Below are 20,800 nucleotides of genomic sequence, written 5' to 3'. Positions count from 1 at the left end.
CCGCGGTTGCCGCGCATCGCGCGGCGGCTGCGCTCGTTCGAGCTGCCTTTCGCTATGCATCGGCTCGCACGAGGTGCCGGGCACGCGTGATGCGTGCTATCAAATGCAGCCCGCCGCGCGTCGAACCGATTCATCGCGAGGCACATAAAAAGCCCCGCGCGGCGGATTCCGCGATGAACGAAACCCCTGGAGGTATTGAATGGCTACCAACGTTGTTTCCGTATTGAATGAACTGGTCGAAACGTCGAAGGACGGCGAAAAGGGCTTTATGAAGGCAGCCGAGGATGCGCACGACGACCAGCTGAAGATGCTGTTCCGTTCGAGTGCCGAGGACTGCTCGCGCGGCGCGCGTGAGTTGCAGGATGCCGTTCAGACACTGGGCGGCAAGCCCGAAACCGGCGGCAGCATGAGCGGTGCGCTGCATCGCGGCTGGGTCGACGTGAAATCGGCGGTAGCGAATCGCAGCGACCATGCGATTCTTGCCGAGTGCGAAAAAGGCGAGGACGTCGCGAAGAAACGCTATCACGACGCGCTGGAGAAGGATTTGCCGGCGGACGTGCGGGCAATCGTCGAGCGGCAGTACCAGGGCGTGCTGCAAACGCATGACCGGGTGCGCGATCTGCGCGACCAGTATGCGGCGATGAAGCATTGATCGACGCGTCAGTGCAATAAGGAAGAGCCGGCTCTGCCAGCCGGCTCTGTTACGTTCTGTTCAGTCGAATCGGTGCGACCCGATCGCGCGGATATCAGTCAGCCGCGACCTTCAGATGGTTCTTCACGCTGGTCACGCCCTTCACGCTTTGCACGACATCTTCGGCGGCGGACTTGTCGTCGGCCGAAGGCACCGAACCCGTGAGCCACACGACGCCCTTGCGGGTCTTCACGTGGATATGCGTCGATTTGACGTTCTTCGCGGCAAGCAGATCAGCCTTGACCTTGGTCGTGATGGTGCCATCGTCGATATGCTGGCCGATGCTTTCCGACGCCGCGGGCGGGGCCGAAGCGCTGGTCTGGGCGTTCGCGTTCAGCGCGAACGCGACGACCGCGATGCTGCCTGCGGTCTTCAGAAGCGGGATCGTCTTCATGGTTCTCTCCATCAGGTGGTAATGAAAATGGCGGTCTTGTTGGCCGGTGGCCGATCGCGGCCGAAGCCGCTGATGAGACACGTGGGGTCGTCGCCGCTACGGTACCGTCAGGGGCCCGTTTCTCGACACCGGACGCTGTACTCGCATCCGCGCTCGATCGAGGCGTTTGCGAAGGGCGGCGTCCGTCCACACACCGTCGCTCCGCAACCATCGTGCCTGCCGGCTGCGAGCCAAGCCATGCCGCTCGCGAAAGCCGCATGCACCGGGGAGTTTCGACTGACGAATACGGTTGCAGTGCGGCCATGCGCGAGGCCGCCGGAGAGGTGAAGAAAGGGACCGGAAATTGCCTGCCGTTTGTAAAAACCGGCGCACCCGGTCAGGGCAATTCATCCTCCTGAATAAACAAAGCGCAATCAAAACAGCGTCTTGCGCGAACTGGTACGGACGTTGCGTTGATCAGTGAACTCGGCTCGTTGAGTCTGAGGCTATTAACGAACGGGATCACTCCAATGCCTTCAATCGAACTTCGTACAAGGCAGTCTCTCGCACTGACGCCTCGTCTTCAGCAGTCGGTGCGGCTCTTGCAATTGTCGGCGCTCGAGTTCCAGCAGGAATTGCGCACGGCGCTCGATACCAATCCGTTCCTCGAATACGACTCATCCGAAACTGAGGACGTCGCGCTCGCCGGCACGACGCCAGGCGAAGGTGAAGACGCCAACGCGCCGCCCGCCGTCGATACGCTTGCCACCGCCGAGCCGGACGGACTGCCGGCGGAAAGCGCCGGTAGCGATACGCTCGAAAGCGCGGGCCAGGACGACATGCCCGCCGATTTTTCCGGCGACTACGGTTCGCGCAACTCGACGCGCCAGAACGGCGACGCGGACGGCAGCGACCCGGCCGATTGGGCTCGCTCGCAACCCACGCTGCGTGAGCAGTTGCACGACGCGTTGCGCCTGTACCGGCTAGACGACCGCGATCGCGCGGTGGCCCGTTTCATCATCGAGGCGCTCGACGACGACGGCTATCTGCGGCAGTCGCTGGCCGACCTGGCCGATAGCGTCGATCTGGAACCCACGCTGACCGAGGAAGAACTGCTGGTGGCGTTGCGCCTCGTGCAGGCGCTCGATCGTCCGGGGCTCGGCGCGCGTTCGCTATCGGAATGCCTCGCGCTGCAGATCAATGCGCTACCCGCCAATACGCCGGGACGTGACGTCGCGCGGCAGATCGCCGAGCATCATCTGGAAAGGCTCGCGCGCCGCGAGCAGGCCGAGTTGCAAAAACAGATCGGCTGCAGCGCGGAGGAATTGCGTGTGGCTTGCGCGTTGGTGCGCAAGCTCGATCCGAAGCCCGGCAATTGCTACGGCCGCACCGAGGACAACTATGTCGTGCCCGACGTGATCGTGCGTCAGGTGCGCAACAAGTGGGTCGTGTCGATCAATCCGGCGGTGCAGCCGCGGGCGCGGATCCATCGCATGTATGCGCAACTGTTCGCGCAGTCGGCCGGCGCGAGCCGTTCGCCGCTCGCGCAGCAACTGCAGGAGGCGCGCTGGCTGATCCGCAACGCGCAACAGCGCTTCGATACGATCCAGCGGGTTGCCGAATGCATCGTCGCGCATCAGAAGGCGTTCTTCCTGTACGGCGAGATCGCGCTGAAGCCGATGGTGCTGCGTGACGTGGCTGACGAGCTGGGCCTGCACGAATCCACGATCTCGCGCGCGACGGGCAACAAATATATGGCGACGCCGCGCGGCATCTTCGAGTTCAAGCATTTCTTCCCGCGCGAGCTCGGCACCGAAAGCGGCGGAACCTGTTCGGCCGCCGCGGTGCGCGCGCTGCTCAAGGAGATGATCGCCGCGGAAAATACGCACGATCCACTGTCGGACGTGACGCTCGCGAAGATGCTCGCGGATCAGGGCGTGCTGGTCGCGCGACGCACGGTGGCGAAATACCGGCATCTGATGAAGGTGCCGCCGGCTGAACTGCGCCGGCAGCTTTGACGCGCCGAAGTTTTAACGGGGGTTTGAAATAAAACCTGGCGGGGGTTTGAAGCAAAGCAACCATTCAAACAGCAGTACATTGCGCACAGGGTCATGCGAGGTTATCCGCTCGCATGACCCTTTTTCGTATCTGGACGTTTCGCCGGCGTGCCTTTACATTGGCGGGTCAATTGGAAAGAGATCGGCGGAACGGACCGCACAACAACGGGTGAGCGCAATGAAGTATTCGAATCTGGTCGAGCGACTGCAAGGGCGGCGCACGTCGGCGTGGGAAATTCATCGGGTCGCGCAGCAGGCGGCTGCCAGGGGCGAAGACGTGATCGTGCTGAGTGTTGGCGATCCCGAGTTCTCGACGCCCGCGCCGATCGTCGAGCGCGCCATCGATGCGTTGCGGGCCGGCGATACGCACTATACGGCGATGGCCGGTCGCGAGCCGCTGCGCGCCGCGATCGCCGCCGAGCACGCGCGCACGACGGGCTGCGACGTGAGCGCCGCCAACGTGGTGCTGACCGCCGGCGCGCAAAACGGCGTGTTCGCGGTGTCGCTGTGCCTGCTCGAAGCGGGCGACGAAGTGATCGTTCCCGAGCCGATGTATCTGACCTACGAGGCTTGCGTGCGCGCGGCGGGTGCGACGCTCGTCGCGGTGCCGGTCGATCCGGCGCGCGCGTTTCACCTCGACTGCGACGCGCTCGAAGCGGCGATCACGCCGCGCACGAAGGCGATTTTCTTCGCGACGCCGTGCAACCCGACCGGCGTGGTGATGCAGCGCGCCGATCTCGAGCGCATCGCGCGGCTCGCGTGCGAGCACGACCTGTGGGTGCTGTCCGACGAGGTCTATGCGGAACTCACGTTCGAACGCGATCACGTGAGCATTGCGTCGCTGTCCGGCATGGCGGAGCGCACGGTCACGCTCGGCAGTCTGTCGAAGTCGCATGCGATGGCGGGGTGGCGCGTCGGCTGGGCAATCGGGCCCGCGACGCTGATCGAGCACATGGCGCGGCTCGCGCTCGCGATGCTGTACGGCCTGCCGGGTTTCATCCAGCAGGCCGCGTTGACGGCTTTGGAGAACAGGGCGGAGATCGTCGCCGATATTCGCGAGATCTACCGGCGGCGGCGCGACGTCGTGTTCGAGCGTTTGCATCGTGTGCCGGGCTTGCGGTGCCTGTTGCCCGAAGCGGGCATGTTCATGATGGTCGACGTCAGCGGGACCGGGCTCGATACGACCGAGTTCACATGGCAGCTGTTTCGCGCACAAGGCGTGGCCGTGCTCGACGCGAGTGCGTTCGGGGAGACGGCGAACGGCTTCGTGAGGTTGGGGCTGGTGGTGGGCGAGGATCGATTGATCGAGGCGAGCGAGAGGATCGCGCGGTTCGTGGAAGGGGGGCGGGGCCGAGAGGGCGGTGGGTTGTAGATTGCGACGATCCGGTCGGTGGGCCCCACGGCCAGCCGAAGGTGGCTGGGCAGTGCGTTCGGCGCGGCTTACTTTTTCCTGCGTACGAATTTCAAGCCGAAGCGCACCAGCCGCGGCATCGTTTCGGGCCGCAACAGCCGAGGGTCATACCCAGCGAATCTCCGCTCATTCTCCTGAAGACACAGTTGCATCAATTCGGGCACGCTGATATCGACATCCGTTACCGACTGCGCGCCGTTTACCGTGAAGTTGTTATCGTGCTCGTGGACGTTGCCGTCAGCATCCATCGCACGTGCGAGCCCAATGCGCTCCCACACCAGAAACGCCCACACGCCCGCCACCTTGAGCTCGAAGCGGATGCGCCGCCACCATGAAAGCTGCGCGCGATGCCAGGCGACCCAGTTCGCGAACAGCAGAATATGGCGGCACTCTTCCTGCATCACCGGCTCGAATGTCTCGGTCAGTGCCGGCGGGAACAGGCCCGAGCGCCGCGCCACCTCGAACAGGCCGAACGCGAAGAAGCTGTCGATACATTCGCTATAGCCGGTCACGAGGTAAGCCCGTTCCGTGTCTTTCGGATAGACGTACGACGGCTCGTTCGCGAGCGCGATGCCATACGCATGCACCATGCGCGACAGCACTTCCTTATGGCGGTTCTCTTCCCACGCGTTCAGCGCAAGTGCGTCGCGTAGCTCCGGGGTGTCGAGCGAGGCCGCGTAGGCGGCCATGCGCAGGCGCGCCCTGCCTTCGGTTTGCACGGCGATGTCCCAGATCGGCAGATCGACGATGCGCTTGAGCGTCGCGGCTTCGAGCTGCGGCCACGCGAGCACGGACGGGCGATACGGATTGAAGGTCTCGCGAAACATACGGCACATTTCCTGCCGGTGCACGTCGGAGCCGGGCGGCAGCGGGCCGCTGACGGTGCTAGTCCAGTGCCGCATCGCGTGGTCGGCGGCGTCGAGGGTCGAGGGGTCGGGCTGCTCGTGCGGCAGTTGCGGCGCGCGAAAGCCGGGGATCAGCGCGGCAGCGTCGAATGCATCCAGTACCAGTTGGTCCATTGGGTATTCTCGACAAGGCGACGAAGGCGCTGTCGATTCTGCCATGACTGCGCAGGTCTGCGCCACGTCGAGCAAAAGGCGCTTTGTAATGTTCGTTCGGCGTGCCGTGACGCCGACGGTTGACGCCGCGCAAACTTGCGTCAAGAATCGAGCGCCGGGTGTGCTCCCGAACCCGGCTAGCCCGATTCCAGCGCGTTTCGACCCGTCGCGGAAAACTTCATGATCCATCGCTTCTCTTCTTCATTGCGCCGCTTGCTGACAGCCGGATTACCGGCCGCCGCGCTGACGGTGACGCTTTCTGTCGCTGGTGTGGTGCCGTTCGGCGAACGGTGCATGGCAGCCGAACAGGCCGATGCGTCGAACACCTCGGAAAGCACGGCAACGGGGGGAAGCACGGACGCCGCCGCATTCGCGCCGATCGCACCACGCCAGGGGCCGCAGGCGAACGCGTCGCCGGTCGGCGAATCGAGCGAGCCGCACGCGATGACGGCGCGCCCGAACGGCGAGCCGCGCAAGCGGACGGCTGCGCGTGGCGACACGCAGGCTGCATCGAATGCACCGGACTCGGCCGACGCGACGGCAACGCCTCGCAACGACAGGGCTTCGACGCCCGCGATTCCCGTGCCGCCCGAAACCGCCAGCGTCACCACGCATTCGCTTCGCCTGAACGGCCGCAAGCTCGACTACGCGGCGAGCGCGGGCAATCTGTTGCTGCACGACAAGACCGGCGCGCCGAACGCGAGCGTGTTCTATGTCGCGTACACGGTGCCGACCAGGACGCCTGCGACGCGTCCGATCACCTTTCTGTTCAACGGCGGCCCAGGCGCCGGCAGCGTATTCCTGATGATGGGCTCGGTCGGCCCGAAACGCGTGCGCACTGCGAGCCCCGCGAGCACGCCGCCCGCGCCGTACACGCTCGACGACAACCCCGACAGCCTCCTCGACACCAGCGACCTCGTGTTCATCGACGCGGTCGGCGCGGGCCTGTCGAGACCGGTCGGGCATGGCACGGGCAAGGACTTTTGGGGCGTCGATCAGGACGTCCGTGCGTTTGCGCAATTCATCGACCGTTATCTGACGGTGAATCAGCGCTGGAATTCGCCGAAGTACCTGCTCGGCGAATCGTATGGCACCGCGCGCGCCGCGATGCTCGCTTATCAGTTGGGGCAGAACAATATCGCGCTGAACGGCGTGATCCTGCTGTCGTCGGTGCTCAATTCCGCGGCGTTCGCGCCTGGCAACGATTTCAAGAGCGAGAGTTATCTGCCGAGTTTCGCGGCGATCGCGTGGTATCACGACAAGGTCACGCCGAAGCCTGCGAGCCTGCCGGCCTTTCTCGACGAAGCACGCGCGTTCGCCCGCGGACCCTATGCGCAGGCGCTCGAACAGGGCGATGCGCTGCCCGACGATCAGCGCGACGCGATCGCCGCGCGCATCGCGTACTTCACCGGATTGGACGTGGGGTTCGTGAAGCGTAACCGTCTGCGTCTTTATCCGTCGCGTTTTCGAAACGAGTTGCTGCGCAACGAGTCGCGCAGCGTGGGCCGCTACGATGCGCGTTTCGAAGGCCTGAACTACGACGATGCATCGGAGGATCCGGACTTCGATGCGTCGGTGAGCAGCGTGTCGAATGCGTTCAATGCGGCGCTTCATCAGCATCTGTTGGACGACCTGCACTACACGCCAACCGACCGTTACCTGGTGTTCAGCGACGACGCGTTGAAGCAATGGGACTGGAAACATCGCGAATGGTGGGGCGAACGGCTGGAGCTGCCCTACGCGGGCGGCGATCTGGCCGAAGCGATGCGGCAGAATCCGCAGTTGCGGGTGTTATCGCTGAACGGCTACTTCGATCTCGCCACGCCGTTCTATGCGACCGAATATGCGCTCGCGCATCTCGGCCTCGATCGGTCGCTGCGCGAGAACGTGCGCATCGCCTACTATCCGACCGGCCATATGGTGTATCTCGACGATGCCGCGCTGCACGCGATGAAGCGTGACCTCGTGAGCTTTTATACGGGGCAGCCGCGTTGAGATCGGCGAATCGTCGCATGGTGTCGAACGGTATAATTCCCCGCACCGTGGAGTAGCCGCGCGCTCTGTCAACCGGCTTCATCGTTCGCCGCTTATGCCATTCACCCCGATTCCGTCCTTCGCGCGCAAGCGCATTTCCGACGTGGTGTCCGACCAGATCAAGCAACTGATCTCGGAGGGCACGCTGATGCCCGGCGACCGTCTGCCGGCCGAGCGCGATCTCGCGGCGCAGCTCGGCGTGTCGCGACCATCGCTGCGCGAGGCGCTGATCCGGCTGGAGGCGGACGGTTACATCGAAACGTCGGGGCGCGGCGGTTTCACGGTGGTCGACGTGACCGCGCCCATCATCTCGAAGCCGCTTGCCGAACTGTTGCTGCAGAATCCGCGCACCAGTGCCGACATTCTGGAGTTGCGCCAGGGGCTCGAAGCGATTTCGTCGGTCTATGCCGCGCAGCGCGCAACCGCCACCGATCTGAAGAAAATCCGTGCGGCGTTCGAGGCGTTGAAGGCCGCGTCGCTCTCGCGCGATCGCGCGAATCTCGCCGAACTCGATGCCGCGTTTCATCTCGCGATCGCCGACTCCACGCACAATGTCGCGCTGGCGCATGTGATGCACGGCATTCATACGCTGATTCGCGAGGGCATGCGCCAGTATCATCGGCTGATCGATTACGACGACGCGATGGAAAAGCAGTTGATGAGCCAGCACCAGGCGATTTACGACGCGGTCGTCGCACGCGATGCGCCCAAGGCACGCAAGGCCGCCGAGCGGCATCTGGCGTTCGTGCGAGAGATTTACAAGGACGATGCGACGAAGCCGTCGGCCGCGGTGATTTCCTGATTCCCTGATTTCAAGGCCCGCGCCGACCGAATTGACACCGCCAACGGACTTTTTTATAGTCTTGGTCAGACCAACATGACCAAGACGGCCAGACAGGCCACACCGGTCGACAGACATCGTTCCCGCCGCTTTTCCTGAAGAGCCTATGAAAGTCGCGCTGTTTATCCCGTGCTTTATCGACGCGTTCTATCCCGAGGTCGGTATCGCGACGCTCGAACTGCTCGAACGTTTCGGCATCGAGGTCGACTATCCGCAGCAGCAGACTTGCTGCGGCCAGCCAATGGCCAATAGCGGCGCGCATGCGGACGCCGCCGCCACGGAGCGACTATTCGCGCGCAACTTCGCGGGTTACGACTACATCGTCGGGCCGTCCGCGAGTTGCATTCACCACGTGCGCGAACATCTGAGCGCGCTCGAGCAGACCGACGAAGTGAAGAAAGTACGCGCAGGCGCTTACGAATTGGTCGAGTTTCTGCACGACGTGATCGGTGCGCGCGAATTTCCGTGGGCCGAGTTTCCGCATCGCGTCGGTCTACACACCAGTTGCAGCGCGCTGCGTCACCTGAAGCAGGCGTCGGCGTCGGAAATCGCCGGCACGCCGTTTTCGAAGCCGCGCGCGTTGCTCGAAGGCGTGAAGGGCATCGAGTTCGTCAAGCCGGCGAGGCCCGACGAATGTTGCGGTTTTGGCGGCACGTTCTCGGTCACCGAAGAGGCGGTGTCGGTGCGCATGGGGCAGGACAAGGTGCGCGACCATCTGAATGCGGGCGCCGAGTACATCGTTTCGGGCGACATGTCGTGCCTGATGCACCAGCAGGGTTGCGCGGAACGCATGAAAGCCGACGCGCGCTTCATTCATATCGCGCAGGTTCTCAATGGAGCACGCGCATGAGCGGCGACCATCACCGCATCGATCACGCCAAAGCCGCGGGTTCTTTCATCAGCAAGACCGAGCATGTCGCGTTTCACGACAAGCGTCTGTGGGACCTGCGCGAGAAGCGCGATGCGCAGGCGCACGGCATTGCCGAATGGGAAACGTTGCGCTCGCTGGCGTCGGGCATCAAGGAACACACGCTGTCGCATCTGGCCGACTACCTGGAGCAGTTCGCGGCGGCGGCCGAGGCCAATGGCGTGGTCGTGCATTGGGCAGCGAGCGCGGAAGAGCACAACGCGATCGTCCACAAGCTGATGTCCGAGCGCGGCATGACGACGCTCGTGAAGAGCAAGTCGATGCTGACCGACGAATGCCGGATGCGCGAGTATCTCGAGCCGCGCGGCATTACCGTGATGGAAACGGACCTCGGCGAGCGCATCCAGCAGCTCGATCATCAGGACCCGAGTCATATGGTCGTGCCGGCCGTGCACAAGCTGCGCGCGGACGTGGCCGAGCTGTTCGGCCGGACCATCGGCACCGATCCGGGCAATAGCGATATCCACTATCTGGCCGAAAGCCAGCGCATGAATACGCGGCCGTATTTCGTGCGCGAGAAAACGGCTGGCATGACCGGCTGCAATTTCGCGGTGGCGGAAACGGGCACGGTCGTCGTCTGCACGAACGAAGGCAATGCCGATCTTTCGGCGAACGTGCCGCCGCTGCATATCGCATCGATCGGAATCGAGAAGCTGATACCGAAGGTGTCGGATCTCGGCGTGTTCGTGCGCATGCTGTCGCGCAGCGCATTGGGTTCGCCGATCACGCAGTACACGTCGCATTTTCGTGCGCCGCGGCCAGGCACCGAGATGCATTTCATCCTCGTCGATCATGGCCGCTCCGAACGGCTCGCGATGGAGGACTTCTGGTACTCGCTCAAATGCATACGCTGCGGCGCGTGCATGAATACGTGTCCGGTCTATCGACGCAGCGGCGGCCTGTCGTATGGCGGCACCTATTCGGGGCCGATCGGTGCGATCATCAATCCGACGTTCGATCTGAAACGCTATAGCGCGTTGCCGTTCGCATCGACCCTCAATGGCAGTTGCACGAATGTGTGTCCGGTGAAGATCAACATTCACGAGCAGATCTATAAATGGCGCGCGGTGATCGCCGAGCAGCACGAAGTGCCGTTCGTGAAGCAGGAGGTCCTGAAGATGGCGGGACGTCTGCTATCGAGTCCGACCTTGTATCGCGCGACCGTGTCGTCGATGGGCAGCGCGTTGCGGCGGCTGCCGAATTTCGTCCTGTACAACCCTCTGAATATCTGGGGCCGGCAGCGCGAATTGCCGGAGGCGCCGAAGATGACTTTTCATGCCTGGTACAAAAAGAATCGCGGAGGCGGCGATGACAACGCGTGAGGCTTTTCTCGCCAAGGTGCGCGCCGCGCAACCGGCCGCGCGGCCGCGTCCCGACGTGCCGCTGTTCGAAGCGGTTGGCGGCGATCTGCGGGCGCGCTTCACCGCGGCGTTGCAAACGATGGGCGGCACGTGCGTCGAAGCGGCCAGCGCGAGCGACGTCAGCGATCTGATTCGCGAGCGTTTTGGCGCGGCGGCATCGATCGCATCGGCGAGCGCCGAAGTGCCGGGCACGCGCGTGATCGGCGCGGATACGGACCCCGCATCGCTGCAGGACGTCGACGTCGGTTTGGTCCGTGCGCGCTTTGGCGTCGCCGAAACCGGCTCGGTGTGGTTTAGCGAGCGCGAATATGTGGTCAATGCATTGGGCTACATCGTCCAGCATCTGGTCGTGCTGCTCGATCCGGCGCAATTGCTCGATGGACTGCAAGACGTCTATCGTCGCGACGATTTCCGCAGGGCGCGTTACGCGGCGCTCGTTACCGGCCCTTCGGCCACCGCCGATATCGAGGGCGTACTGATTCGCGGCGCGCAGGGCGTGCGCTCGCTGACGCTCGTGTGGCTCGCGGGCTGATGCGCGGCGGTTGCAGCGCCGGACTTTGCTATCATCACTGTATAAACATACAGGTCCCGCACAAAGTCCGTGGCAACCGACGCTCGCTCAGAGATCCGCTCTGAAGCCCCTTACTACCTGCTGAATTTCGAGCGCGCGCTGGCGTGGCTCGCCGCGCGTTACGACGATCTGTTCGACGACGAAGAGCACGCTTTTCTGGAAACTTTCGCGACGTTGCCGCAGGCATCGCGTGCGCTGCTGGTGCGCATGCTGATGCGCAAAGGCATGCTGTTCCGCGCGAGCCGCCTGGCTTACGACGAAATCGGCTGTCCGTTGCAGGCGGCGATGCCGATGACGGTGCATCGCTGGATCGACACCGAGCCGGCCCTGTCTCTCGACGACCTGTTTGCGCTCAGCACGCGTGCGCAATTGCTGGACATCTTCGCGGACGCGATCGCGCGGATTCCCGGCGCAAAGGCTTTGCGCAAACCGGATCTGCTCGAAACGCTGCGCGAGTTTTACGAAACCGCAGGCGGCGACGCGCAAGCGTGCACATCACGTCCGCTCGCCGCCTGGCACGACGCTTCTACGGACCGCGTGCTGCACGTCGCGATCGCGCCGTTGTGCGATCGCCTGCGCCTGATGTTCTTCGGCAATCTGCATCAGGACTGGTCGGAGTTCGTGCTCGCCGATCTTGGCGTGTTCCAGTACGAGAAGGTCGCGTTCGGGCCTTGGTCGCGCGCGTTCCAGCAACGCGCGGACGTCGACGTTTATCTCGCGCTGCACGCGTGCCGCGAAGCGCTCGAATGGCTACCGGTCGGCACCGACACCCCCAACCTTCACGAACTGAGCGCGACCGTCCGCTCGATCGGCACCGCGAATCCGTGGCTCGAAACGCGTCGCGCGAAACTGCTGTTCCGGATCGGCCAGGATTGCGAGCGGCGCGGGCAGTGGGACACCGCGCTCGCGGTGTACGACGCGTGCGCTTGGCCCGGCGCGCGTCTTCGACGCATGCGCGTGCTCGAGCGCAGCGAGCGTTACGACGAAGCGCTGGCGCTGGCCTCGCAGGCCGATGTCGCGCCTGAGAGCGAAGAAGAGGCGCAGCGCGTCGCCCGGATGTTGCCGCGCTTGCGGCGCAAGTGCGGCGAGCCGGTGCCGCGCGCAGCAGCGGCGAGGCCTGTGGAGCGCGGCACGCTGGTGCTGCCGAAGCCTGATACGCCGGTGGCCGTCGAGTACCTGGTGCGCGATCATTTGAGCAGCGACGCCGCGCCGGTGCACTACGTCGAGAACGCGCTGATCAATTCGCTGTTCGGCCTGCTGTGCTGGGAGCCGGTGTTCACGGCGTTGCCCGGCGCGTTTTTTCATCCGTTCCAACGCGGACCCGCCGATCTGCACGCGCCGGACTTTCACGCGCGTCGCGCCACGCAGTTCGCCGCGTGCTTCGCGCAACTCGATAGCGGCGTCTATCGCGACACGATTCTGCGGCACCTGCACGACAAGGCCGGCATGCAGTCGCCGTTCGTGTTCTGGGGACTGCTGACGCCCGAGCTCATCGCGCTCGCGCTCGACTGTCTGCCCGCCGCGCATCTGAAGCTGTGCTTCGAGCGCTTGCTGCGCGACATTCGCGGCAATCGTTCGGGCTTGCCCGACCTGATCCGGTTCTGGCCGGCCGAGCGTCGCTATGAACTGATCGAGGTGAAAGGCCCCGGCGATCGGCTGCAGGACAACCAGATCCGCTGGCTCGCGTACTGCGCGCAGCACGGCATGCCGGTGCGCGTCGTCGACGTGCGCTGGGCCGGGCAAGAGGCGCAGAGCGAAGCGGACGCCGCGACGCAAGCCGCAGCGGAGCGCGTCGTATGAGCTACGTGGTGGCCGTCCGCGCGATGTGCGAATTCACCGCTCGGCGCGGCGATCTCGATCTGCGCTTCACGCCCGCGCCGACTTCGCTCGAAGGCATCGCGGGGCATCAGATGGTCGCCGGCCGTCGCGCGAGCGGCTACGAAACCGAACTCACGCTGACGGGCACTCATCGCAGTCTGACCGTGCGTGGCCGCGCGGACGGCTACGACGGAATCGCGAACCGGCTCGAAGAAGTGAAGACGTATCGCGGCGATCTCGCGCGTATGCCCGCGAATCATCGCGTGCTGCATTGGGCGCAGGCACTCGTGTATGGGCATCTGCTGTGCCGGGCGCGCGGGCTCGGCGAGCTGACGATCGCGCTCGTATACTTCGATATCGGCAGTCAGAAGGAAACCGTGCTCACGCAGCAGCACAGCGCGCGCGAACTCGAAATCTTCTTCGTCGACCAGTGTGAACGATTTCTCGATTGGGCCGTGCAGGAAGACGCGCATCGCGTCGCGCGCAACGCGGCGCTCGTCGCGTTGCAGTTTCCGTATGGGCGGTTTCGGCGCGGTCAGCGCGAGCTCGCGGTGGCCGTGTATCGCGCGGCACGCGACGGCAAGCCGTTGATGGCGCAGGCGCCGACCGGTATCGGTAAGACGCTGGCGACGATTTTTCCGTTGCTGAAAGCCTGCGGCGAAGACCGTCTCGATCGCGTGTTCTTTCTGACCGCGAAGACGCCAGGCCGCGCGCTCGCGTTCGATGCGATCAACTCGCTACACCAGAGCGCGCCGTTGCCGCTCAGAACGCTCGAACTCGTCGCGCGCGACAAAGCCTGCGAGCATCCGGACAAAGCCTGCAACGGCGAGTCCTGTCCGCTCGCGCGCGGCTTTTACGACCGTCTCGATGCGGCGCGCGCCGCCGCGTTGGCGACGCCACGGCTCGATCGCGCGGCGGTGCGCGAGGCTGCGCTCACGCACAATATCTGTCCGTACTATCTGTCGCAGGAGCTCGCGCGCTGGGCCGATGTGATCGTCGGCGATTACAACTACTACTACGACGGGAGCGCGATGCTGCATGCGCTCACGCAGATCAACCAGTGGCGCGTCGGCGTGCTGGTCGACGAAGCGCACAACCTGCTCGAACGCGCGCGGCGCATGTATACCGCGTCGCTAGATCAAAGCGCGTTCCGGCTCGCGCGCAAGAGCGCGCCGGCGGCGCTGAAGAAGCCGCTCGAACGCTTGCAGCGCGAGTGGAACGCGGTGAAGCGCGCGCAGACGGCCGGCTATCAGGTGTATGGGGAGGTGCCAGGCAAACTGCTGTCCGCCGCGCAGAATCTGATCGGCGCGGTAACGGTTCAGCTCGCCGACGCGCCGTTGTCGATCGACGAACATGCGCTGCGCGTTTTCTTCGACGCGATGCACTTCGTCGCGCTCGCCGAGCAGTTCGGCGAGCACTCGATGTTCGACGTGGCATTGAGCGCCGACCGCTACGCGCCGCGCGACAAAACCAGTGCGACGCTCTGCGTGCGCAACGTGATCCCCGCGCCGTTCCTCGCGCCACGCTATGCGGCCGCGCGTACCACGGTGATGTTCTCCGGCACGCTGAATCCGCAGCATTTCTATCGCGACACACTTGGGCTCGCCGAGGACACGCAATGGCTCGACGTCGAGGGACCGTTTCGCGCGGAGCAGTTGCAGGTGCACGTGGCCGCTCATGTGTCGACGCGCTGGCGTGACCGCGAACGCTCGCTCGCGCCGATCGTGGAGCTGATCGCGAAGCAGTATGACTCACAGCCCGGCAATTATCTCGGGTTCCTGAGCAGTTTCGACTATCTGCAACGCGTGGTCGCGCTGCTGCGCGAGCGGCATCCCGGCTTGCCGGTGTGGGCGCAGGAACCCGGCATGGACGAAGCCGCGCGCGATGCGTTTCTCGCGCGCTTCAGGACGATGAATCAGGGCATCGGCTTTGCGGTGCTCGGCGGCGCGTTTTCGGAGGGTGTCGATCTGACCGGGCAGCAACTGATCGGCGCGTTCGTCGCGACGCTCGGTCTGCCGCAGATCAACGACGTCAACGAGCAGATGCGCCGCGCACTCGATGCGCGCTTCGGCAATGGCTACGACTACATGTACCTGTATCCGGGTTTGCAGAAAGTCGTGCAGGCGGCGGGGCGCGTGATCCGCACCGAACAGGACCGCGGCGTCGTGCATCTGATCGACGACCGCTTTCGCAGGCCGGAAGTGCGGCGCCTGTTGCCGCGCTGGTGGCAGGTTCGCTAGCACTGCGCCGCGCTAGCGAACCTTTACGCGCGCGACGCGCGACGCGTCACGCGTGCGGCGAGGTCGAGCCCGGATTGCCGGGCGTACCAGGGCCGCCGGCCGGGCTCGGATCAACCGGGATCTGATCGTCGATCGGCGCGTCGCCCTTGTGCGGAGCGTGGCCGTCCCCTGCGGCGTCGCTGTCCGGCCGGTCGCCATGGCGTTCGCGCGGCAGGCCCGTATCGAACCTGGCCTTGCTCGCCGGGTCCCACGTGAGCAGATGACGCTGCGGATTCGCGATCTCGATGCCGAGTTCGCTGAAGCGCTCGAGGATGCGTCGGTTGAATTCGCGTTGCACGCCCCAGCGCGACGTATCGCGGCATTGCATCTGGCCGGCCAGCGTGATCGCCGAACCGTCGACCGCATCGACACCCCAGAACGAGAAGTCCGCCAGGATGCCGTCCTTGAAGTTGTCGTCCGTGCGCAGCGATGCGCCGATTTCCTTCAGCGTCTCGATCGCGCGCTCGACGTCCTGGCCGAACACGATATTCACGCGCACCGCCGCGTTGCCGATGCCGCGATTCGTGTTGTTCACGGTCGACACCGAACTGAACGGCACCGTAAACAGCGAGCCGTCGCTGCCGCGCAGCCGCACGGTGCGAATCGACAGATATTCGACGGTGCCCGACACGCCCGCGAGCGTGACCCAGTCGCCGACCTGCATCGCGTTTTCCATCAGCAGAAAAATGCCGGTGATGAAGTCCTGCACGAGCTTCTGCGAGCCGAAGCCGAGCGCGACGCCGAAGATGCTCGCGCCCGCGAGCAGCGGGCCGATGTTCACGCCGAGTTGGCTCAGGCCGGTCAGCACGACGACGAGCGCGATCACGCAGAACAGCGCGCTGCGCAGCATCGGCATCAAGGTGCGCAGACGCGCGGCGCGCACCAGATCGCCGCTGCTCGTCCAGTTATCGAGGCGACGTTCGGCCGACACGTTGACGACCTCCCACACCACCAGCGCGATGATCGCGGCGACGGCGATCGTCGCGAGCGCCGAGGCGAGCCGGTGGCCGATCGTGCCGCTGCGGAACAGATCGACGACGTCGACGCCCCACGCCTGCAACAGCACCAGCGCGGTGACGCTGCCGATGATCCAGCCGATCACGCGCCGCAGCGCCGGATAGTATCGGTAGGCGTACTGATGCACGAGCGAGCGTGACGCATCGTCCTGCACATGGAAGAGGCGCGCGAGCGCGCCGAAGATCACGATCGACACGAGCCGTGCGCCGATCAGTATCGCGAGCGTCATGCCGCCGAAATTCACGAGCGCGTGATAGCCGTTCCGTACGTCGAAGGCCCAGACGAACCACAGGCCCATCACGATGACCACGGTCACCACGGCCCACGCGTCCGCGAACGCGTTGCCGAACATCTCCAACGACTCGTGAGCGGCGAAGCGATCGCGGATCCGGTTGGCGACCGGTTTCGCGCAGTGCAGCACGAGGATCGAGATCATCACGTGACCGGCGAGTGCGACCACTTTCAGCAGCGCGAGATGCGCGGCGTCGTTCATGCCAAGCGCCTGCGCGACTTCGGCTAGCGCGACGCCGGCGCCGACCACGCTGACGATTCGCACGATCCAGCCGAGCACGAACGCGGCCCACGCATCGCCCATGCGCAGCAGCCGCAGACGCGGTGCGCTCGGCTGCAGGAAGAGCGCGCCGACGATCACGACGCAGCGGCACACCACATAGACGTCGATCAGCGAATCGAGCGCGCGATCCTGCGGCGTGCCGTTGCCGGTGAAAATCGACATCAGCGCGCTCGCCGCGCCGAGGAACACCGCGATCGGCACGAGCCGCACCAGCGTGATCAGCAACGCGCGCGGCAGACGTTGCAGCAGCGTCCAGTGGTGCGTCGCGTTGCGCTTGCCTTCGGCTTCGATGGCGCGGCCTTTGGCGGATGGCGTCGCGTACGGCGCGGCCGGGCCAGTCGCGACGGCTTGCGCCTGCGCTTCGAGCACCGACGGCACCGCTGACAGCGGGTGCAGCGGCGGCGTGCTGGTCGGCGGATGACCGGCCGGCGCGGCGCCGGCGGCGTGCGCGGGCGGCGGTGAGTTGTCGTTGTCATCCCGCAGCGCGGCTTCGCGGCGCGCGGCGATCGCCCGATAGACGCGCCGCAGCAGCCGCCGCGCCAGCCATTCGAGCACCAGAGCGGGGATCAGCGCGGCCAGCAGCGACCACAGCACCTCGAACAGCACCGCGCGCGCGTGCGGATTGGCGAACTGCCAGTTCCACCATGCACGCACCGACGCGACGTCGAGCAGCGCGGCGATCGAGCCGCGCAGCGAGGTCGCGAGATGGCCGGCGTAATGCGCGCCCTCGCGCGCGAGTTGCGAGGCGAGGCCATTGGATTTGAACGCGTCCGGCACGAGCGCGGCTGCGCCGCTTGCGGCGGCGGGCGCCGACGCCGCCGCCGGCGCGGATGCGGGCGGCGCGCTCAACACGCCGGCCGCGGCGATCGCTTGCAGCGTATCGGCGACTTGCGCGCGGCGTTTGGGGTCGTTCAGGACAGCGAGCGCGTCGCGGGCCTGCTGAGGTGTCAGCGTGACGGCGGCGGAAGCGGGGGTCGCGGGCGTGGGATGGGCAGGCTCAGGTGCGGCGGCGAAGACGGGCGCCGCGCCTGCGAGCAGAAAAATGAAAAAACAGACACGCAGAAATTTTTGCATAGGGTGTAAAGCGGGATGAAGCCAGTGCGGACGATTGTGCCGGAACATGGGCTGTTTCAGCGGGGTGACCCGGGACCGACACGGGGCGGGGCGCTGAAGTTCCTGCGGCGGAGGCCCGCCGGACGGGCGAAAGCGCCGCGACAGCGGCGCCCGTCGGGCGGGGCCTTGACCCGACAGGATAGCCGATGATGGCCGGCAGGCCTGTCGAAGGCCATGCTCAATCGCCGTGACCGTGCGCTGCTAAGCGTTCACTACAAAAAACGCTTAAATCCGCGCTTATGCCACTGAAGAGGTCTGGCGCTCTGCTTCGTCATCGGCATGGGGGCCGCTGCTCGCGCCGCGTCCGGCCGGCTCCTGATGCAGCCGGTTCGCGTGCATCAGCCGGTACAGCGTCGCGCGCGAAATGCCGAGTTCGGCCGCCGCATCGGACAGCTTGTAGCCGTGCCGCAGCAGCGCGTTCTCGATCGCATCCTTTTCGGCCTTGCTGCGGATTTCCGCCAGCGTGACCGCCGGGCCATTGTCAGCTTCGGGCAGGCCGAGGTCGCTCGCGGTGATGAAGCGGCCCTCGCTCATCACGACCGCGCGGCGCACGCAGTTGATCAGCTCGCGCACGTTGCCGGGCCACGGATAGTTCGACATCGCGACGATCGCGTCGCTCGACAGGCCGCGCAGCTTGCGCGCGCCGTCCTGCTTGTACATGCTCAGCGCGTAATTGGCGAGTAGCTTGATGTCGCCGCCGCGCTCGCGCAATGGCGGCTCGACGAGGCGCAGCACGCACAGCCGGTGATAGAGGTCGGAACGGAAACGCCCGTCTTCGACGGCGCGCTCCAGATCGACGTGGGTGGCCGAGATCACGCGCACGTCGACGCTGATCGGACCGTTGCCGCCAAGCCGCTCGATCGTGCCTTCCTGCAGGAAGCGCAGCAGCACCGCCTGGCATTCGTGCGGCATGTCGCCGATTTCGTCGAGAAACAGCGTGCCTTCATGCGCGCTCTCGATCCGGCCGAGCTTGCGTTGCACCGCGCCGGTAAAAGCGCCGCGCTCGTGGCCGAACAGTTCGGCCTGCAACAGGCTCGGCGGAATCGCCGCGCAATTGATCGCGACGAACGTGCGGCCCGCGCGCGGCGAGCGGTCGTGAATAGCACGAGCGGTCAGCTCCTTGCCGGTGCCCGATTCGCCCGCGATGAACACCGGCGCATCGGTCACGCCGCATTTGTCGATGCGCCGGTAGAGCTGCTGCATCGGCTCGCATTGCCCGACCATGCCGTGGCGGCCGAGCGACGGCTCCGGCGCGACGCGCGGCTGACGCAGGCTCGACAGCCCATGCGCGTGGCCGAGCGCGAACACGAGCCGCTCGTTGAGCCACGGCTGCGTGACGAAGTCGAAGCAGTAATCGAGGATGAAACGGCTGACCAGCTCGTTGTCGGCCTGGCCCGGCACGATCTGCGCGACCCAGTTGGTTTCGACGCGGCGCATGCATAGCGCGAGCGCGGACAGCTGCTGTGACGTGCAATCTTCGGGCAACTGAACGAGACCGACCTTGATGTTGCCGCGTTCGATCATGCGTTCCGCCACGGCCGTGCTTTTTGCGTGCACGGCTTGCCATCCCGACGCGGCCAGAAACTCGACGAGTATCTGGTCGGGCGCGTTCGCCACGTACAGAACCGTGCGTTCCATATCGGCCGGCGTGCAAGTCGTAGTCATGGTTCCCCCCGTTCGATCCTCAGGACTGCCGTGCGACATTGTGAGATTCAGGCGGCCAGTTGCTGCACTCCGGCTGCGACGCATTCACGACAGCAGCAATCACGAACAAGGGACACGCTTCAAGCGCGGCGCGAACCGGAACGCGCTGCATGGCGGACCGATTCACGCAATGGCGGCGACCTTGTCGTTCATTGCTGAAACTGCCCGGCGATTTTTTCCCCGAACCGTGAAAACCCACTTGAACCGTGGCTTGCCTCGTTGACCTGATAGAAGCGCTCTGATTGGCGCATGGCCTAACGATAAGCGAAAGCGCCTGAAAGCGCCAGACAAAGAAACAGGGATGAAGAATGCGTGTCGGATTTTCGGATTAAAACGGATCACTAATGAATAAGCGGTCAAGGCCGGTTATGCGCGCAATCGCACATTGCGTAGCAATTGCCCTGGTATTAAGGCGTGACTAAAACGGACGGGCGCGAGCAGTCGTGTTTCACAGTTGCGACAGATTGGACAGCGCGAGTCGAATGCGCGTTGCCGCGCCGGGTGGGGCGCTTTGCCAACCGGAAGGAGCGGCGAAGCCGCGTGTGGCCGGCCCCGCGGCCAGTCAGCAGGCTGGCGAGACGGAGCGCCAGGCGCGCTTTGCGGCCAGCGCGTGGCGATTTGGCGTGTCAGAAACGAATCAATGCGCGCCACGCCAAAAATCGGGCCGGCTCGCACTGCGTCAAAAGCAAACCGATTTCTCGCCAGAGTGAAGCTTTGGCGGGCGCCTTGCAAATTCGAATGCGGGTTGGCATAACCATTGCGATAAGGTCTGCACAGAAAAATGTTTTGCTGCCAGGTCGACGGTACGGGAAAACCGGATTAAAAAAGACCGGCGGTAAAAAAGTCACTCGCAGACATGGTCGGGGAAGCCATCAGGTGTTTGCGGGAGCGCGGCGGGGCCTTCTAAATACGTTAGCAAACGGGTGAGTGGCGGACCGGTTTGGCGGCCATTCAAAACCGGACGAAAAAA

14 protein-coding genes are annotated in these 20,800 nt (G+C 64.9%); 10 read left to right on the top strand and 4 right to left on the bottom strand.

Annotated features, from left to right (window positions below; translation table 11 throughout):
* Positions 1 to 199: 199 nt before the first annotated feature.
* The gene (locus HDG37_RS11660; RefSeq protein ID WP_090809752.1) at positions 200 to 652 is read left to right on the top strand and encodes a PA2169 family four-helix-bundle protein; all 453 of its coding nucleotides are present in this window, start codon (positions 200 to 202) and stop codon (positions 650 to 652) included.
* Between the two features lie 94 nt (positions 653 to 746).
* Here the strand turns inward: HDG37_RS11660 and HDG37_RS11655 are convergent, their stop codons facing one another.
* Positions 747 to 1,085 carry a BON domain-containing protein gene (locus tag HDG37_RS11655; protein ID WP_184047220.1) on the bottom strand — a complete coding sequence of 113 codons (339 nt, stop codon included), beginning with the start codon at positions 1,083 to 1,085 and terminating at the stop codon, positions 747 to 749.
* A 509-nt stretch (positions 1,086 to 1,594) separates the two neighbouring features.
* Between HDG37_RS11655 and HDG37_RS11650 the strand changes: the two genes are divergently transcribed.
* Positions 1,595 to 3,082 (top strand): RNA polymerase factor sigma-54, encoded by a 1,488-nt coding sequence (locus HDG37_RS11650; RefSeq protein WP_184047217.1) that lies wholly within the window; start codon positions 1,595 to 1,597, stop codon positions 3,080 to 3,082.
* 217 nt (positions 3,083 to 3,299) lie between these two features.
* Positions 3,300 to 4,493 (top strand): pyridoxal phosphate-dependent aminotransferase, encoded by a 1,194-nt coding sequence (locus HDG37_RS11645; protein WP_184047214.1) that lies wholly within the window; start codon positions 3,300 to 3,302, stop codon positions 4,491 to 4,493.
* 68 nt (positions 4,494 to 4,561) lie between these two features.
* On the opposite strand, the gene HDG37_RS11640 is transcribed toward HDG37_RS11645, so the two are convergent.
* Positions 4,562 to 5,551, bottom strand: a complete 990-nt coding sequence (locus HDG37_RS11640) for a ferritin-like domain-containing protein (RefSeq protein ID WP_184047211.1) — start codon at positions 5,549 to 5,551, stop codon at positions 4,562 to 4,564.
* A gap of 219 nt (positions 5,552 to 5,770) precedes the next feature.
* On the opposite strand from HDG37_RS11640, the gene HDG37_RS11635 reads away from it, so the two are divergent.
* The 7 genes from HDG37_RS11635 to HDG37_RS11605 all read left to right on the top strand — a co-directional run bounded on the left by HDG37_RS11635 (position 5,771) and on the right by HDG37_RS11605 (position 15,383).
* Positions 5,771 to 7,585 (top strand): S10 family peptidase, encoded by a 1,815-nt coding sequence (locus HDG37_RS11635; RefSeq protein WP_184047208.1) that lies wholly within the window; start codon positions 5,771 to 5,773, stop codon positions 7,583 to 7,585.
* Between the two features lie 94 nt (positions 7,586 to 7,679).
* Complete coding sequence (locus HDG37_RS11630) at positions 7,680 to 8,426, top strand: FadR/GntR family transcriptional regulator (RefSeq protein ID WP_184047205.1); 747 nt, start codon at positions 7,680 to 7,682, stop codon at positions 8,424 to 8,426.
* A gap of 145 nt (positions 8,427 to 8,571) precedes the next feature.
* Entirely contained in the window at positions 8,572 to 9,315 is a 744-nt protein-coding gene (locus HDG37_RS11625) for a (Fe-S)-binding protein (RefSeq protein WP_184047202.1), read from the top strand.
* A complete protein-coding gene (locus HDG37_RS11620; protein WP_184039775.1) occupies positions 9,312 to 10,715 on the top strand; it encodes a lactate utilization protein B in 1,404 nt (467 codons plus the stop codon). Before HDG37_RS11625 ends, HDG37_RS11620 begins: the two co-directional genes overlap by 4 nt.
* Positions 10,702 to 11,286, top strand: a complete 585-nt coding sequence (locus tag HDG37_RS11615; protein ID WP_184047199.1) for an LUD domain-containing protein — start codon at positions 10,702 to 10,704, stop codon at positions 11,284 to 11,286. The genes HDG37_RS11620 and HDG37_RS11615 overlap by 14 nt, the downstream gene beginning before the upstream one ends.
* A 69-nt stretch (positions 11,287 to 11,355) precedes the next feature.
* Positions 11,356 to 13,125 (top strand): VRR-NUC domain-containing protein, encoded by a 1,770-nt coding sequence (locus tag HDG37_RS11610; RefSeq protein ID WP_184047196.1) that lies wholly within the window; start codon positions 11,356 to 11,358, stop codon positions 13,123 to 13,125.
* Entirely contained in the window at positions 13,122 to 15,383 is a 2,262-nt protein-coding gene (locus HDG37_RS11605) for an ATP-dependent DNA helicase (RefSeq protein WP_184047193.1), read from the top strand. Before HDG37_RS11610 ends, HDG37_RS11605 begins: the two co-directional genes overlap by 4 nt.
* Positions 15,384 to 15,429: 46 nt before the next feature.
* Here the strand turns inward: HDG37_RS11605 and HDG37_RS11600 are convergent, their stop codons facing one another.
* Positions 15,430 to 18,087 (bottom strand): mechanosensitive ion channel domain-containing protein, encoded by a 2,658-nt coding sequence (locus HDG37_RS11600; protein ID WP_184047190.1) that lies wholly within the window; start codon positions 18,085 to 18,087, stop codon positions 15,430 to 15,432.
* 276 nt (positions 18,088 to 18,363) lie between these two features.
* Positions 18,364 to 19,791 (bottom strand): sigma-54 dependent transcriptional regulator, encoded by a 1,428-nt coding sequence (locus HDG37_RS11595; protein ID WP_184035526.1) that lies wholly within the window; start codon positions 19,789 to 19,791, stop codon positions 18,364 to 18,366.
* Positions 19,792 to 20,800: the final 1,009 nt, after the last annotated feature.

The sequence above is a fragment of the Paraburkholderia sp. MM5384-R2 genome (assembly GCF_014201025.1).
Taxonomy (GTDB): Bacteria; Pseudomonadota; Gammaproteobacteria; order Burkholderiales; family Burkholderiaceae; genus Paraburkholderia; species Paraburkholderia tuberum.
The sequence above is the reverse complement of the archived record's forward strand: the minus strand, read 5'-3'. Positions and strand labels throughout refer to the sequence as shown.

Excerpts from the sequence above, each read along its gene's own strand:
- HDG37_RS11660 (WP_090809752.1), top strand. The coding sequence starts at position 200 with ATGGCTACCAACGTTGTTTCCGTATTGAATGAACTGGTCGAAACGTCG.
- HDG37_RS11655 (WP_184047220.1), bottom strand. The coding sequence starts at position 1,085 with ATGAAGACGATCCCGCTTCTGAAGACCGCAGGCAGCATCGCGGTCGTC.
- HDG37_RS11650 (WP_184047217.1), top strand. The coding sequence starts at position 1,595 with ATGCCTTCAATCGAACTTCGTACAAGGCAGTCTCTCGCACTGACGCCT.
- HDG37_RS11645 (WP_184047214.1), top strand. The coding sequence starts at position 3,300 with ATGAAGTATTCGAATCTGGTCGAGCGACTGCAAGGGCGGCGCACGTCG.
- HDG37_RS11640 (WP_184047211.1), bottom strand. The coding sequence starts at position 5,551 with ATGGACCAACTGGTACTGGATGCATTCGACGCTGCCGCGCTGATCCCC.
- HDG37_RS11635 (WP_184047208.1), top strand. The coding sequence starts at position 5,771 with ATGATCCATCGCTTCTCTTCTTCATTGCGCCGCTTGCTGACAGCCGGA.
- HDG37_RS11630 (WP_184047205.1), top strand. The coding sequence starts at position 7,680 with ATGCCATTCACCCCGATTCCGTCCTTCGCGCGCAAGCGCATTTCCGAC.
- HDG37_RS11625 (WP_184047202.1), top strand. The coding sequence starts at position 8,572 with ATGAAAGTCGCGCTGTTTATCCCGTGCTTTATCGACGCGTTCTATCCC.
- HDG37_RS11620 (WP_184039775.1), top strand. The coding sequence starts at position 9,312 with ATGAGCGGCGACCATCACCGCATCGATCACGCCAAAGCCGCGGGTTCT.
- HDG37_RS11615 (WP_184047199.1), top strand. The coding sequence starts at position 10,702 with ATGACAACGCGTGAGGCTTTTCTCGCCAAGGTGCGCGCCGCGCAACCG.
- HDG37_RS11605 (WP_184047193.1), top strand. The coding sequence starts at position 13,122 with ATGAGCTACGTGGTGGCCGTCCGCGCGATGTGCGAATTCACCGCTCGG.
- HDG37_RS11600 (WP_184047190.1), bottom strand. The coding sequence starts at position 18,087 with ATGCAAAAATTTCTGCGTGTCTGTTTTTTCATTTTTCTGCTCGCAGGC.
- HDG37_RS11595 (WP_184035526.1), bottom strand. The coding sequence starts at position 19,791 with ATGACTACGACTTGCACGCCGGCCGATATGGAACGCACGGTTCTGTAC.